This window comes from Pseudomonas sp. IPO3749 (assembly GCF_013386605.1).
GTDB lineage: Bacteria > Pseudomonadota > Gammaproteobacteria > Pseudomonadales > Pseudomonadaceae > Aquipseudomonas > Aquipseudomonas azotoformans_A.
This window is the reverse complement of record NZ_JACARN010000019.1, coordinates 151,706-165,361: the sequence shown is the minus strand read 5'-3', so window position 1 is coordinate 165,361 and position 13,656 is coordinate 151,706. Positions and strand designations below refer to the sequence as shown.

15 protein-coding genes are annotated in these 13,656 nt (G+C 59.7%); 7 read left to right on the top strand and 8 right to left on the bottom strand.

What is annotated here, in order from left to right; all coding sequences use genetic code 11:
- Positions 1-96 precede the first annotated feature (96 nt).
- Entirely contained in the window at positions 97-888 is a 792-nt protein-coding gene (locus HX812_RS10185; protein WP_038850617.1) for a phosphate/phosphite/phosphonate ABC transporter substrate-binding protein, read from the bottom strand.
- Between the two features lie 9 nt (positions 889-897).
- Complete coding sequence (locus HX812_RS10180; RefSeq protein WP_038850564.1) at positions 898-1,827, bottom strand: fatty acid desaturase; 930 nt, start codon at positions 1,825-1,827, stop codon at positions 898-900.
- A 301-nt stretch (positions 1,828-2,128) separates the two neighbouring features.
- Here HX812_RS10180 and HX812_RS10175 point away from each other — a divergent pair, with 301 nt between their 5' ends.
- Positions 2,129-2,566: a GNAT family N-acetyltransferase gene (locus HX812_RS10175; protein WP_033896311.1), complete on the top strand. Its 438-nt coding sequence runs from the start codon at positions 2,129-2,131 to the stop codon at positions 2,564-2,566.
- A 59-nt stretch (positions 2,567-2,625) separates the two neighbouring features.
- Positions 2,626-3,444 carry a class I SAM-dependent methyltransferase gene (locus HX812_RS10170; protein ID WP_038850562.1) on the top strand — a complete coding sequence of 273 codons (819 nt, stop codon included), beginning with the start codon at positions 2,626-2,628 and terminating at the stop codon, positions 3,442-3,444.
- A 97-nt stretch (positions 3,445-3,541) separates the two neighbouring features.
- On the opposite strand, the gene def is transcribed toward HX812_RS10170, so the two are convergent.
- From def to HX812_RS10155, 3 genes are all read right to left on the bottom strand, one after another.
- Entirely contained in the window at positions 3,542-4,081 is a 540-nt protein-coding gene (gene def / locus HX812_RS10165; protein ID WP_016975972.1) for a peptide deformylase, read from the bottom strand.
- Positions 4,082-4,084: 3 nt separating this feature from the next.
- On the bottom strand, positions 4,085-5,035 hold the full coding sequence (locus HX812_RS10160; protein WP_016975971.1) for a YihY/virulence factor BrkB family protein: 951 nt from the start codon (positions 5,033-5,035) through the stop codon (positions 4,085-4,087).
- 170 nt (positions 5,036-5,205) lie between these two features.
- Positions 5,206-5,391: a CsbD family protein gene (locus tag HX812_RS10155; protein ID WP_028617689.1), complete on the bottom strand. Its 186-nt coding sequence runs from the start codon at positions 5,389-5,391 to the stop codon at positions 5,206-5,208.
- A gap of 199 nt (positions 5,392-5,590) precedes the next feature.
- Here HX812_RS10155 and HX812_RS10150 point away from each other — a divergent pair, with 199 nt between their 5' ends.
- Positions 5,591-5,968 (top strand): hypothetical protein, encoded by a 378-nt coding sequence (locus tag HX812_RS10150; protein WP_033896314.1) that lies wholly within the window; start codon positions 5,591-5,593, stop codon positions 5,966-5,968.
- Between the two features lie 45 nt (positions 5,969-6,013).
- Here HX812_RS10150 and fadD1 read toward each other — a convergent pair whose 3' ends face one another.
- On the bottom strand, positions 6,014-7,705 hold the full coding sequence (gene fadD1, locus HX812_RS10145; protein WP_038850560.1) for a long-chain-fatty-acid--CoA ligase FadD1: 1,692 nt from the start codon (positions 7,703-7,705) through the stop codon (positions 6,014-6,016).
- 410 nt (positions 7,706-8,115) lie between these two features.
- Positions 8,116-9,804: a long-chain-fatty-acid--CoA ligase FadD2 gene (fadD2, locus tag HX812_RS10140; protein WP_038850559.1), complete on the bottom strand. Its 1,689-nt coding sequence runs from the start codon at positions 9,802-9,804 to the stop codon at positions 8,116-8,118.
- Between the two features lie 210 nt (positions 9,805-10,014).
- Here fadD2 and HX812_RS10135 point away from each other — a divergent pair, with 210 nt between their 5' ends.
- Complete coding sequence (locus tag HX812_RS10135; RefSeq protein ID WP_038850558.1) at positions 10,015-10,959, top strand: alpha/beta hydrolase; 945 nt, start codon at positions 10,015-10,017, stop codon at positions 10,957-10,959.
- A 57-nt stretch (positions 10,960-11,016) separates the two neighbouring features.
- Complete coding sequence (locus tag HX812_RS10130) at positions 11,017-11,487, top strand: MaoC family dehydratase (RefSeq protein ID WP_010208208.1); 471 nt, start codon at positions 11,017-11,019, stop codon at positions 11,485-11,487.
- Between the two features lie 55 nt (positions 11,488-11,542).
- Here HX812_RS10130 and HX812_RS10125 read toward each other — a convergent pair whose 3' ends face one another.
- Positions 11,543-12,010, bottom strand: a complete 468-nt coding sequence (locus HX812_RS10125) for a PA2169 family four-helix-bundle protein (RefSeq protein ID WP_033896318.1) — start codon at positions 12,008-12,010, stop codon at positions 11,543-11,545.
- Between the two features lie 205 nt (positions 12,011-12,215).
- Between HX812_RS10125 and HX812_RS10120 the strand changes: the two genes are divergently transcribed.
- Positions 12,216-12,452 carry a DUF3820 family protein gene (locus HX812_RS10120; protein WP_010208204.1) on the top strand — a complete coding sequence of 79 codons (237 nt, stop codon included), beginning with the start codon at positions 12,216-12,218 and terminating at the stop codon, positions 12,450-12,452.
- 11 nt (positions 12,453-12,463) lie between these two features.
- Complete coding sequence (locus HX812_RS10115; RefSeq protein ID WP_038850556.1) at positions 12,464-13,639, top strand: aminotransferase class V-fold PLP-dependent enzyme; 1,176 nt, start codon at positions 12,464-12,466, stop codon at positions 13,637-13,639.
- Positions 13,640-13,656: the final 17 nt, after the last annotated feature.

Here is a 13,656-nt window from a genome sequence, read left to right as displayed (position 1 = left end):
TGAGTAGGTTGCGCGTTATGTCCGGCGTTCCGGTGGAGCGATCCTAGCAAGGCTGCTTATTCTTTAATAATATTTAAAAGGTATTTTTATATAACCTTATTGAAACACTGGATAACCAGCGCTTGCGGCCTGTTGCTCATAGCCCAATAGCACTTGGTAGTCGTCTTCGCTGGCGGGCAGTACGGCTTGCAGGCCCAATGTCTCGGCCACCTGCGGTAAATCCCGCAGTGCCTGGTTCATGGCCTGACGGATCTGAACGACCTGTTCATCGCTCAAGCCCACTGGACCGATATAGGGCAAGGTCGGGCTCGGTGCGCTGCGCGTGACGATGCGCAGCCCCGCCACTTCCTGCGGCGCGAAACGGGCGAGGTAGTCGTAGGTGACGCTGTCGATGGCCGCCAGGTCGGCGCGGTCTTCGCGCAGCCAACGCAGGCTCTCGCGGTGGGCACCGCTGATGGCGACGTTGGCGAAGAAGCGCCCGTCGCGTTGCAAGGGTGCCAGGCGTTCGCGCAGCAGGTTCATGCCGCTGTTGGAATCGTGGCCGTTGATCACGCCACGGCTGTTGTAGAAATCCGCCAAGGTGCGGCGTGGGTTGTCATCGCGAGTCAGCAACAGGCTGCAATGTTCGCCTTGGCTGCTATGGGGCAACTCGTAGCATGGGCGGCCGATGACACGGACCTGGCCGCGCAGCTGGGTCATCAATGGATAACCGCAGGTCTGGGTCACCATTAATTCAGGCGCGAGCCACAGACCGTGCAGGTCGAGGTGATCGGCATTGCGCCGCCCCAGGTTCAGGTGGTCGAGGATGCGCGCAATCCACTGCTGGTTGGCCTGCTCGATCGGCTCGGGCGCGACGTACATCAGCAGCTCGGCGTAGTGGTCACTCATGGTCATCTCTCACGCAAAAGGGTGCCGGGGGCTGTCGATGGCCTTGAGGCCGTGGCGGCTGATCAACTGGCCGTAGCCCTGCACCAGGAAGCCGCCGCTGCGCGCCACCCATTGTTCGCGGCGGGCACGGTAGACCGTGGGCAGCAAGTACCAGGGCAGTTTCGGCAGGTCGTGGTGCACCAGGTGCAGGTTGTTGTTGAGGAACAGCCAGGTCCACGGCCAGGACGCTTCGTTGAGCACGGTGCGTTGCTCCGGCTGCGGGTGCGGGCGGTGCTCATAGTAGGAACGGATCGACGCCAGGGACAAGGCCGGCACGCTGACCAGCAGCAGGTAATGCCACACCGAGAGCGCGCTGTAATGGGCGATGAAACTCAGCATCAACACGGTGACGGCGCCATGGGCCAGCCACATCGGCCACACTTGGGGCAGGCGCCGATATTCGTGACGGGCCAAACGGGCGATTGCCAAGGGGGCGGCCAACACAAAGCGGCCCAGTACCGTCTTGGTCAGCCAATGCACGCCACGCTCGAACAGCGAACTGTTGTCCCATTGCTGCTGGTTGAGGTACCGGCTTTCCGGGTCGATGCCCGGCAGGGTCAGGTCTTCGTCGTTGTGGTGCAGCAAGTGACTGTCGCGGTACAGCGTGTACGGGTACCACACCGCAAAGGGCGCGTAGCCGAGCAGTTTATTGAGCAGCAACGAACGGGTGGGATGGCCGTGGAGCAATTCGTGTTGCACCGACAGCCACAGCGTCACGATTGGAATCAGCAGCAAGAGGCTCAACCCCAGGCCCAGCCAATGGCTGCCCAGGATCACGGCAAACCAACCGGCGTACACGCCGATCAGCAGCAGCCATGTCGGCCATTCGGTTCTTGCGATAAAGGTGCTGGCCAGGGCTTCGATTTCCCGGCGTTGGGTCAGATCAAGGTAGTTGGCCATCAGCCGCTCAGAGCAGGTGTTTCCTGCTCTGTGCAATGAGGCGGGAAAATCTTGCAGATCGTTTGGTTCTAAGCTTGTAACTCAGTGACCGAAAAGGCCGGTTTCAGACTTCTTGGCCTTTTTGTCTGCGCGTTTTTCATCGGCGGTCTTTGCCGGTTTTTTCTTCGCGGCTTTCTTTGAATCCATACCTTTGGCCATGATGCTTGCTCCACTGACAGGGGATGTAGCACTGGGTATACCACCTATTGCCCGGCAGAAGGCGCTTATAATCCAAGGCCCTGAATAACGCTGCCTGAACACCATGCCCCCATTGCACATCGAACCGCTGGCAGAGCCGCTGTGGCCGCTGCTAAACAAGTTTTACCGCAACCACAACTCGTCGATGAAGGCGCTCAAGGGTGGGCGTTTGTGGGTGGCGCGCGACGCAGAGATCGTCGCCGGGTTGTGCCTGACGCCGGTGGTGGGAGGGCAATGGTTGACCGGGGTGTTCGTTGACCCGGCCTATCGCGGCCAAGGGCTGGCGGCGCGGGTGATCGAGGCCGCGGTTGCCGATGTCGACGGCACCCTGTGGTTGTTGTGTCATCCAGACCTGGAAGGGTTGTATCAACGGATGGGCTTCACCCAGGACACCGTGCTGCCGCAATCCCTCAGCGAACGCTGGGTACGCTACAAGCGCAACAAACCCATGATCGCGATGGGCTTAGATCGTTTGGTAAGGTCGACCGCAGATAATGTGTGATCGGCGCCTGCAGGCCCCATGCTAGCCTCGGCGGCACAGTGGCCCTTTACAGGATGATCATGAAAACGACGCTTGCAGCTCTCTCCCTCACCGCCCTGCTCGTTCCGCTCTTGAGCCAGGCAGCCGACGCGCCCATTACCGCCCAGCAGTACCAGAGCGCGCTCGCCGGCAGTTGGCGCGAATCGGCCAACAGCGCCCGCGACAGTTATCGTCACCCGCAACAGACCTTGGAATTCTTTGGCCTGGGCGCCAAGCAGACGGTGATCGAAATCACCCCCGGTGGCGGCTGGTACAGCGAACTGCTGGCGCCGTTGCTCAAGGATCATGGGCATTACATCGCCGCCGTGCAGGCGGCGAGCAGCAGCGCCTACGCGCGTACGTCCGAAGAGAACCTGAAAAAGAAATTCGCGGCTGATCCAGCTCGCTACGCCAAGGCCGAGGTGGTCGAGTTCGATCCCAAGGCGCCGGTGTTCGGCAAGCCGGCGTCAGCGGATGCGGTGCTGACCTTCCGCAATGTGCATAACTGGGTCGAGGCAGGCACTGCGCCGGCCACGTTCAGTGCGTTCTACAAGGTACTGAAACCGGGCGGCGTGCTGGGCGTGGAAGATCACCGGGCCAAGGATGGGGCGGATCAGGAAGCGATCAAGGACAGCGGCTATCTGACCACCGCACAGGTGGTGAAGCTGGCCTCCGATGCCGGGTTCAAGCTGGCGGGACAGAGCGAGGTGAATGCCAATCCGAAGGACACCAAGGATTACCCGGCAGGCGTGTGGACGTTACCGCCGACGCTGAGATTGGGCGAGCAGGATAAGGCGAAGTATGTGGCGATTGGGGAGTCGGATCGGATGACGTTGCGGTTCGTCAAACCCACCCGCTAAAAACATTGGAGTATCGCTTTCTGTAGTGAGCGGGCTTGTTGTGGTGAGCGGGCAAGCCCGCTCACCACAACAAGCAGCCTCACATTCAGCTGCAGGATCAGTCGTCAGCCGTGGGATCCATGTCCGGGAACATCACTTCGATAAAGCCGAACTTGGTGAAGTCGGTAATCCGCGACGGATACAACCGGCCGATCAGGTGATCGCACTCATGCTGCACCACCCGCGCATGAAAGCCCTCGGCGATGCGCACAATCGGCTCGCCCTTTGGGTCAAAACCCTCATAACGAATCTGTTGGTAACGATCCACCGCGCCCCGCAAACCCGGCACGGACAGGCAGCCTTCATAGCCCTCTTCCAGCACCGGGCTCAGTGGTGTGATCAGTGGGTTGATCAAAATCGTCTGCGGCACCGGCGGCGCGTCCGGGTAGCGTTCGCTGGCCTCGAAGCCGAAGATCACCAATTGCAGGTCGACACCGATCTGCGGCGCGGCCAGGCCGACGCCGCCCACGTGTTCCATGGTCTGGAACATGTCATCGATCAATTGCCACAGCTCGGGGCTGTCGAACATTTCCGGCGGGACCGGAGGCGCGATGCGCAGCAGGCGCTCGTCGCCCATTTTCAGAATTTCACGGATCATCGCTCAGACTTCATCGGCAGTGGGCTTGGAGTGGTCCCGGCCGAGGCCTGAGACGTGCTGTTTTTCATCGGTGTGGCCGGGTTCATCGAACTCTTTTTCACCCGGATCCTTGCCCTCGGCGGACATGTGCTCGATCACCGCGTTCATCTCCGCGCCCAGCAACAGCACGGCGGCGGAAATGTAGAAGTACAGGAGCAACACGATGATCGCGCCGATACTGCCATACATGGCGTTGTAGTCGGCAAAGGTTTTGACGTAGTAGCCAAAACCCAGTGACGCGACGATCCAGACCACCACCGCCAGCACTGAGCCTGGGGTGATGAAGCGGAATTTCTGCTCGACGTCGGGCATCACGTAATACATGAGGGCCACGGCAAACATCAGCAGAATCACGATCAACGGCCAGCGCAGGATGGTCCACAAGGTCACCACGAATTCCTGCATGCCGATCTGACCGGCCAGCCATTCCATCACTTGCGGGCCCAGCACCATCAGTGCAGCGGCGGCCAGCAACATGCCGGCGATGCCAACGGTGTAGAAAATCGACAGCGGGAAGCGCTTCCAGATCGGCCGGCCTTCAACCACGTCATAAGCGGCGTTCATCGCGCTCATCATCAGGCGCACGCCGGCCGAGGCCGTCCACAGCGCGATCACGATACCTACCGAGAGCAGGCCACCTTTGGATTGCTGCAACTGGTCGATCACCGGGTTGACCTGCTCCAGGGCCTGGGGCGGCAACACCAGTTCCGACTGCAGACGCAGCCAGGTGAAGAAGTCCGGCAAATGCAGGAAACCGATCAGGGCAATCAGGAACAGCAGGAAGGGAAACAGCGAGAACAGCATCTGGTAGGCCAGTGCCGAGGCGTAGGTAGGCATTTCGTCATCGACGAATTCCTTGACGGTGCGCAGCAGCACTTTGTGCAGCTTGAGCCCATCGAGAACCGGAAAAATCATAGCGTCTCCTTTCGCCGCAAAAAGGTTGAGTTCGTGGGCGACTCAGGGGCCGTTTTCTACATCAAGGTAGCCTATTTGGCGACCTTGAAACAATTTCGAAACTTTAATCACAGCATGTGACATAAAAACGGCCATCCGTGGATGGCCGTTTGGACTGCTTGAAAACGCGCTTACTTGGTCGCTTTTTTCACAGCGTCCTTGGTGTCGCCAACCGCTTTCTGCACTTCGCCTTTCTTTTCCTGAACCACACCTTCAGCGCGCAGTTTGTCGTTGCCGGTGACTTTACCGACACCTTGCTTGATATTGCCGACCGCCTCGTTTGCCACGCCTTTAACCTTGTCAGATGTGCTGCTCATGGTATCTCTCCGAAAGAACAATCAAGGGTTTTGGTCATTACCTAAAGATTGACCCGAGGCCGTTCGGCAGAGTTTCAATTATTTTTGCCCACGCATTTCATCGCCGGTCGCAGTTTTGGCTTTATGTTTTGCCGCCAACCCCTGAGAATGCCCGGCACATTCAGGCTCAACTGCTGAATAACAGATCCGTAGGAAGGTTATGAAACTCAATAAAGCACAGGCTATCGCCCGCCGAAACACCGAACTGGGCGGTGCCGTACTCGGCGTCAACAACTGCCACTTCACCGACCTGGACCGCAAACGCAACATCTGGTGGTTCGACCTGCCGGTGGGCCGTATTGCCGTGGGCCAGTACGAGTGGATCCATCTGTTGATGCACAACGCCGAGACTGACCAGTTGCTGCACTTGAAGGTGCCGACCGCGTTTTTGCGTGAACACATCGAAGGGTTGGTGGTGCGCAATGCGAACAAGCGCAAGCCGGAGATCACGCTGGAGCTGAGTGCCGACAAGGACTCGTTCTTGAAGGATGTGCGGCCAACAGGTGCTAACGTGAGCTTCGCGCATTTCGCCCTGTAACCCCCTTCAATAAAAAACCCCGCTTCTGCGGGGTTTTTTATGGGGTTACTTTTTAAGACCGAGCTTCTTCAACTCTTCATCGCGCAACTCACGCCGTAGGATCTTGCCCACGTTGGTGGTCGGCAATGCATCGCGGAATTCCACGGCCTTGGGCACCTTGTAGGCGGTGACGTTGGCGCGCATGTGCTCCATCACCTGGTCCTTGGTCAGGGTCGCGCCCGGCTTGACCACAATGAACAGCTTGATGTGTTCCCCGGACTTCTCGTCCGGCACACCGATGGCCGCACACTGCAACACGCCCGGCAGGCCTGCCAGTACATCTTCCAGCTCGTTGGGGTACACGTTGAAGCCCGAGACCAGGATCATGTCCTTCTTGCGGTCGACAATGCGCATATAGCCGTCGGGCTGGATGATCGCGATGTCACCGGTCTTGAGCCAGCCTTCGCTGTCGAGCATTTCGTCGGTGGCGTCCTGGCGCTGCCAGTAGCCCTTCATCACTTGCGGGCCCTTCACACACAGCTCGCCGGTTTCACCCAGGGCGAGTTCAGTGCCGTCGTCAGCGATGACTTTGCACACGGTGGACGGCACCGGAATGCCGATGGTGCCGATCTGGATGTGCTGGATCGGGTTCACCGTGGCCACCGGGCTGGTTTCGGTCATGCCGTAGCCTTCGCAGATGCCACAGCCGGTCACGGCCTTCCAGCGCTCGGCGGCGGCCAATTGCAAGGCCATGCCGCCGGACAGGGTGACTTTCAGCGCGGAGAAGTCCAGCTTGCGGAACGCCTCGTTGTTGCACAGCGCCACGAACAGGGTGTTCAGGCCGACAAAGCCGCTGAACTTCCACTTCGACAGTTCCTTGACCATCGCCGGCAGGTCGCGCGGGTTGCTGATCAGGATGTTGTGGTTGCCGATCAGCATCATCGCCATGCAATGAAAGGTGAACGCATAGATGTGATACAGCGGCAGCGGCGTGATCAGGATCTCGCAACCTTCGTTGAGGTTGGAACCCATCAGTGCCTTGCACTGCAACATGTTGGCGACCAGGTTGCGGTGGGTGAGCATCGCGCCCTTGGCCACGCCGGTGGTGCCGCCGGTGTATTGCAGCACGGCCACATCGCCACTGGCCGGGCTGGCGTCGTTGACCGGTTGGCCGTGCCCCTTGGCCAGCACGTCGTTGAATTTGATCGCCTGGGGCAAGTGATACGCCGGGACCATCTTCTTCACGTACTTGATGACGCTGTTGATCAGCAGGCGCTTGAGCGGCGGCAACAGGTCGGCGACTTCGGTGACGATCACGTGTTTGACGGCGGTCTTGGGCACGACCTTTTCCGCCAGGTGCGCCATGTTGGCCAGGCAGACGAGGGCCTTGGCACCGGAGTCGTTGAATTGGTGTTCCATTTCCCGCGCGGTGTACAGCGGGTTGGTGTTGACCACGATCAGGCCGGCACGGATGGCGCCAAACACGGCAACCGGGTACTGGAGGACGTTGGGCAGTTGCACGGCGATGCGATCGCCGGGCTTCAAGTCGGTGTGCTGTTGCAGGTACGCGGCGAAGGCGCCGGACAATTCGTACAACTCACCGTAGGTGATGGTCTTGCCCAGGTTGCTGAAAGCCGGTTTGTTGGCGAAGCGCTGGCAGGACTGCTTCAGTACCGCCTGAATATTCGGATACTCGTCTGGATTGATTTGTGCAGCAATCCCGGCGGGGTACTTATCCTTCCAAAAGTCTTCGTTCATGGAAGCCCACTCCTCAGCGACGTCAGCGACGCGAATTCATCATCGCATTTGATGCGATTATTATTGGTGTATGTTTTTTTAGGTGAATCTGGCGCTTTCAAGCAGGCCGAGACGTCACAAAGCGCGCCGAGAGTAGCAGCTTTGCCAAAGGTCGCCTAGAGCCAAAGGTGGGCCCTGTGGTCATAAACGCGACTGTCCTACAATATTCGGTCACACTTTAAACAACACCTAATTGCCTACGAAAAACGCTCTGGAATAGGGTTTTCATGGCAACACAAGACGAATGTGGGAGCGGGCTTGTCCCCCGACAGGTTCACCGCAAATCAATGAGGACCGCTGCGCAGTCCGGCGCGCAAGCCCGCTCACCACAGCAAGCCCGCTCCCACACTTTATTGCATTTCAATTCAAGGTCAGGCGATGTCGCGCAACTCTCTGCGCAAAATCTTGCCCACCGGCGTCATCGGCAACGACTCGCGCAGCACAATATGCTTGGGCACCTTGTACCCGGTGAAGTTGGTCTTGCAGTAGGCCTTCAACTCCTCAAGGCTCACCCCCTCAGCCCGCGCCACCACAAACAGCTTCACCGCCTCCCCCGTGCGCTCGTCCGGCACGCCGATCACCGCGCAGTTGGCCACCGCCGGGTGGGCCATCACCACGTCTTCAATCTCGTTGGGGTAGACGTTGAAGCCCGACACAATGATCAGGTCTTTCTTGCGGTCGACGATGCGCACAAAGCCATCCTCGTCGATCACTGCAATGTCACCGGTCTTGAGCCAACCTTCGGCGTCCAGCGCCTCGGCGGTCGCGGCCGGTTGCTGCCAGTAGCCCTTCATCACCTGCGGGCCCTTGATGCACAACTCGCCGCGCTCGCCCAGTGGCAACTCGACGCCCTGGTCATCGATCACTTTCATCGCCGTGGCCGGCACCGGGATGCCCACGGTGCCCAGGCGGGATTTGTTGCCGTAGGGGTTGGTACTGGCCACCGGAGAGGTTTCCGTCAGACCGTAGCCCTCGCCGATGGCGCAACCAGTGATCTGCTCCCAACGCTCGGCGGTGGCCTTGATCAATGCGGTGCCGCCGGAATTGGTGAGCTTGAGGTGGGAGAAATCCAGGGACTTGAAGTCAGGATGGTCCATCAACGCCACGAACAGCGTGTTGAGCCCCAGCAGCCCGGTGAAACGCCACTTCTTCAGCTCCTTGATAAAGCCGCCGATGTCCCGTGGATTGGTGATCAGTACGTTGTGATTGCCCGAGACCATCATGCACATGCAGTTCGCCGTAAACGCATAGATGTGGTACAGCGGCAGCGGCGCGATCATCACCTCCTGCCCTTCCTTGATCAGCGGGTGGCCGTCCTCACCGGTCTGGGACATACAGGCGCGCACCTGTTGCATGTTTGCCACCAGGTTGCCGTGGGTCAGCATCGCGCCCTTGGCCAGGCCGGTGGTGCCGCCGGTGTATTGCAGCACGGCGATATCGTCCAGGGTCACCGGGTGGCGCGTCACGCCCAGGCCCGCGCCCATGTGTAACGCGCGCTTGAACGACACCGCGCGCGGCAGGCTGTAGGCCGGGACCATCTTCTTGACCTTGTCGACCAGGGTGTTGACCAGCCAGCCCTTGGCGGCGGGCATGAAGTCGCCCATCTTGGCTTCGATCAGGTAGTCGATCTCGGTGTCGCTGCACACCTCCTGCACGCGCGAGCCGAACAGGTTGAGGTAGACCAGCGCCCGCACGCCGGCGTCCTTGAACTGGTGGCGCATCTCGCGCGGGGTGTACAGCGGGTTGGTGTTGACCACGATTAGCCCGGCACGCAAGGCGCCGAACACGGCAATCGGGTAATGCAGCACGTTGGGCATCTGCACCGCGATGCGGTCGCCCGGCTTGAGGTCGGTGTGCTGTTGCAGGTAGCCGGCGAACGCCGCACTCTGGCGCTCAAGCTCGGCGTAAGTCAGGGTGATGCCCATGTTGCTGAATGCCGGACGGTCGGCAAAAGCCTTGCAGGAACGCTCGAAGACCTCGATCACCGACTTGTAGGCCGACAGGTCGATGTCATTGGGAACGCCCGCCGCGCGTTTGTCATTCCAGAAATCAGGTTGCATTATTCTTGTCCTCTTACCTGAGTGTGTCCGGCCGCTTTCCTGACGCTATAAAAAGCGGAGCTTTGGGGACGTTAGCAGCTATGGCCAAACAGGCAAATACGCTAAATCGTGTCATTGATTGTATGAATCTTGCTGCTGATGCGTAGGCAGATACCCAGTCCCTCAACAGATGAGCTATACACTGCAACGACCCTGAGCAAAGGAAGCGCCATGAACCACAGCACCTTCTGGCTGACCGCGAATGACCGCAGCCGCCTGTACGTCAATCAATGGATGCCCGAGGGCCCCGCCAAGGCCGTGGTGATGCTGTCCCACGGCATGGCCGAACACAGTGGGCGCTATGCGCGCCTGGCCGAGGCCCTGTGCGGCGCCGGCTACGGCCTGTATGCGCTGGACCAGCGTGGCCATGGCCGCACCGCCGACGAAGGCACCTTGGGCCTGTACGCCGAGACGGATGGCTGGAACAAAGTGGTGGGCGACCTGGCCAGCCTCAACCAGCATATCGGCCAGCAGCAGCCGGGGTTGCCGATCATTCTGCTGGGCCACAGCATGGGCAGCTATATCGCCCAGGCTTACCTGCTGCACCACAGCGCCAGCCTGCATGGGGCGATTCTCAGCGGCTCGAACTTCCAACCCGTGGCGCTCTATCGCGCCGCTCGGGTGATCGCACGCATAGAGCGCCTGCGCCAGGGCTTGCGCGGGCGCAGTGCGCTGATCGAATTCCTGTCGTTTGGCTCGTTCAACAAAGCCTTCAAACCCAATCGCACCGCGTTCGACTGGCTCAGCCGTGACCCGGATGAGGTGGACAAGTACATCAACGACCCCCTGTGCGGGTTCCGCTGCACCAATCAGCTCTGGATCGACCTGCTCGGCGGCTTGCAGCAGATCAGCAAAGCGTCCAATCTCGCGCAGATCGATCCGGGCCTGCCGATCCTGGTGATGGGCGGCGAATGTGATCCGGTGAGTGAGGGCAAGCGTCTCACCAGTCTGGCCGACGCCTTGCGCGACGCCGGCTGCCAGCACCTGCAACTGACTGTCTACCCGCAGGCGCGCCATGAAGTGTTCAACGAAACCAACCGCGACGCTGTCACAGCGGATGTGCTGGCGTGGCTCGACCAGGCGCTGACACTGCGCAGGCCGGCCCGCTGCGAATAATTTATCGTTTAAAATCAGTCAATTAAATTACCGATTAGCCACAGGATGCACCTTTAGATGACCCAGGTAACCAACACCCCGTACGAAGCCCTCGAAGTCGGCCAGACCGCCAGCTACAGCAAGTTGGTGGAGGAGCGCGATATCCAGCTGTTCGCCGCGATGTCCGGTGACCACAACCCGGTGCACCTGGACGCCGAGTACGCCAAGGCGACCATGTTCAAGGAGCGTATCGCCCATGGCATGTTCAGCGGCGCCCTGATCAGCGCGGCCGTGGCCTGCGAATTGCCTGGGCCGGGCACCATCTACATCGGCCAGCAAATGAGCTTCCAGAAGCCGGTGAAGATTGGCGACACCCTGACCGTGCGCCTGGAAATCCTCGAGAAGCTGCCGAAATTCCGCGTGCGCATCGCCACCCGTGTGTTCAACCAGCGTGATGAACTGGTAGTGGACGGCGAAGCGGAGATCCTGGCGCCGCGTAAGCAGCAAGTCGTGACCTTGACCGAGTTGCCGCCGATCAGCATTGGCTGATCCTGGCGCATAAAAAAGCCCCGCATCGGCGGGGCTTTTTCTATTCAGCGACGACTCAAGACTGAGCGCGAGCCTGGTTACGCAGGGCTTTCACTTGGTCGTGGTTGCGTTGTACACCGTGGTACTGACGCTCAACCAGGTCACGAATGCCCAGCAGGTTGTGCTTGTTGATCTTCTCGATCGCATCTTTATAAGCCTTCAGGGCGTGGTCTTCACCGCGCTCGGCTTCGTTCAGCACCGCTTCTTCATCCTTGCCGGTTAGCATCGACTTGACGTCGACCCAGCCGCGATGCAGTGCACCGGCCACGCTGCCGGAATCTTCCGGATCACCGCCCAAGGCACGTACGGCGGTTTTCAGTTCAGCGGCGGCGGTGGCGCAGTCGGCAGAACGCTTGGCAAACAGGGCTTTGAGTTCTGGGTGCTTGATGTCTTCAGCGCACTCCTTGAAACCCTTTTGGCCGTCGATGCTGGTCTCGATCAGGTCGTTCAGTACGGAGATCGATTCTTTATTGATGTCAGTCATTTTTCAATTCCTTGTACGGGTTAGAAGGTTGTCTTAATGGTTGCAGCGCCCGTGCCAGGTTTTAACAAAACAACTTATCCTTTAATTTCAATTAGTTACGATAAATTGAACCATCTGTATGTACGTTATTTGCATGATCTGTCATTTGGCCTTCATGCAGAATGCCTGTATTTTCCAAAGTCTCGATACACACACCTGAGCCTTCATGAATCCCGAAAAACTCGAACTGCTGATCACCCGCGAAATGCCCTTCGGCAAATACAAGGGACGCATCATCGCTGACCTGCCCGGCCCGTACCTGAACTGGTTCGCCCGCGAAGGATTCCCCCATGGAGAGCTAGGGGGTCTGCTGGCCCTGATGCAGGAGATCGACAGCAACGGCTTGTCTGAATTGCTCGAACCGCTGCGCGCCAAACACGGTAAACCCGCCCCTCGACATTAAAGAGTCATGCCATGCCAAGGAATGCAGACAACGAAAACCACTGGCACGCCATCGCCCAGCGCTATGTGCTGGAGCCCGGCCCGATCAACCTGGAGAACGGTTACTTCGGCCGCATGAGCCAAGCGGTACAGGCGCAGTACCTGGAACACGTGGCGTTTATCAACCGCAGCAACTCGCTGCATGTACGCCAGCAATTCGAGCGCGGTGAAAACGAGGCGATCCTCCGCCAACTGGCCGGGCTGATCGATGCCGACCCCGCCGCCATCGCCTTCACCCGCAATGCCACCGAAGCCCTGCAATCGCTGATCCGCAACTACAACCGTCTGCAACCGGGCGACCAAGTGCTGATCAGCGACCTTGAGTACGACACGGTGAAAGGCGCCATGCGCTGGCTGGCGGGCTATCGCGGCGTGGAAGTCATCGAACTGTCCCACACGCACCCGGCGAGTTTCGACAGCCTGGTGCAGACGTATCGCGATGCATTCGTGCAGTACCCGCGCTTGAAGCTGATGGCACTGACCCACGTGACCCACCGCACCGGGCTGGTCATGCCCGTGGCCGCGATTGCCCAGGCGGCGCGCGAGCAGGGTATCGATGTGATCCTCGATGGCGCCCATGCCCTGGGCCAGATCGAATTCAACCTGGCCGAACTGGGTATCCAGTTTGCCGGCTTCAACCTGCACAAGTGGATTGGCGCCCCGCTGACCTTGGGTTTCCTGTACATCGCTCCGGAGCGCCTGGCCGACATCGACCCGGACATGGGCGAATTCCACTACCCCGCCACCGACGTTCGCGCACGTACGCCCTACAGCACGCCGAATTTCCCGGCGCTGATGACCTTGCCGCTGGTGCTTGAAGAACACCGGCAACTGGGCGGCGCGGCGGCCAAGGGCGCGCGAGTGAATTACTTGCGGGACTTGTGGGTCAGCCAGGTACGGGCACTGCCGGGGATCGAGGTGCTGACGCCGGATGATCCACGCTTGTATTGCGCGATTACGGCGTTCAAGTTCATTGGGAAGGATCAGCAGGTGATGACGGAGCGTTTGCTCAAGGACTACAACCTGTTCACCACGACGCGTGTGGGTGCGTCGTTTGGCACCTGCATTCGGGTGACGCCGGGGTTGGTGACGCAGGCAGAGGAGATAGCCGTGCTGGTTAAAGCCATCACCGAGTTGAGCGTCGGCTAGGCGCGTTTTCAACAGGC

Excerpts from the sequence above, each read along its gene's own strand:
- HX812_RS10185 (WP_038850617.1), bottom strand. The coding sequence starts at position 888 with ATGAGTGACCACTACGCCGAGCTGCTGATGTACGTCGCGCCCGAGCCG.
- HX812_RS10180 (WP_038850564.1), bottom strand. The coding sequence starts at position 1,827 with ATGGCCAACTACCTTGATCTGACCCAACGCCGGGAAATCGAAGCCCTG.
- HX812_RS10175 (WP_033896311.1), top strand. The coding sequence starts at position 2,129 with ATGCCCCCATTGCACATCGAACCGCTGGCAGAGCCGCTGTGGCCGCTG.
- HX812_RS10170 (WP_038850562.1), top strand. The coding sequence starts at position 2,626 with ATGAAAACGACGCTTGCAGCTCTCTCCCTCACCGCCCTGCTCGTTCCG.
- def (WP_016975972.1), bottom strand. The coding sequence starts at position 4,081 with ATGATCCGTGAAATTCTGAAAATGGGCGACGAGCGCCTGCTGCGCATC.
- HX812_RS10160 (WP_016975971.1), bottom strand. The coding sequence starts at position 5,035 with ATGATTTTTCCGGTTCTCGATGGGCTCAAGCTGCACAAAGTGCTGCTG.
- HX812_RS10155 (WP_028617689.1), bottom strand. The coding sequence starts at position 5,391 with ATGAGCAGCACATCTGACAAGGTTAAAGGCGTGGCAAACGAGGCGGTC.
- HX812_RS10150 (WP_033896314.1), top strand. The coding sequence starts at position 5,591 with ATGAAACTCAATAAAGCACAGGCTATCGCCCGCCGAAACACCGAACTG.
- fadD1 (WP_038850560.1), bottom strand. The coding sequence starts at position 7,705 with ATGAACGAAGACTTTTGGAAGGATAAGTACCCCGCCGGGATTGCTGCA.
- fadD2 (WP_038850559.1), bottom strand. The coding sequence starts at position 9,804 with ATGCAACCTGATTTCTGGAATGACAAACGCGCGGCGGGCGTTCCCAAT.
- HX812_RS10135 (WP_038850558.1), top strand. The coding sequence starts at position 10,015 with ATGAACCACAGCACCTTCTGGCTGACCGCGAATGACCGCAGCCGCCTG.
- HX812_RS10130 (WP_010208208.1), top strand. The coding sequence starts at position 11,017 with ATGACCCAGGTAACCAACACCCCGTACGAAGCCCTCGAAGTCGGCCAG.
- HX812_RS10125 (WP_033896318.1), bottom strand. The coding sequence starts at position 12,010 with ATGACTGACATCAATAAAGAATCGATCTCCGTACTGAACGACCTGATC.
- HX812_RS10120 (WP_010208204.1), top strand. The coding sequence starts at position 12,216 with ATGAATCCCGAAAAACTCGAACTGCTGATCACCCGCGAAATGCCCTTC.
- HX812_RS10115 (WP_038850556.1), top strand. The coding sequence starts at position 12,464 with ATGCCAAGGAATGCAGACAACGAAAACCACTGGCACGCCATCGCCCAG.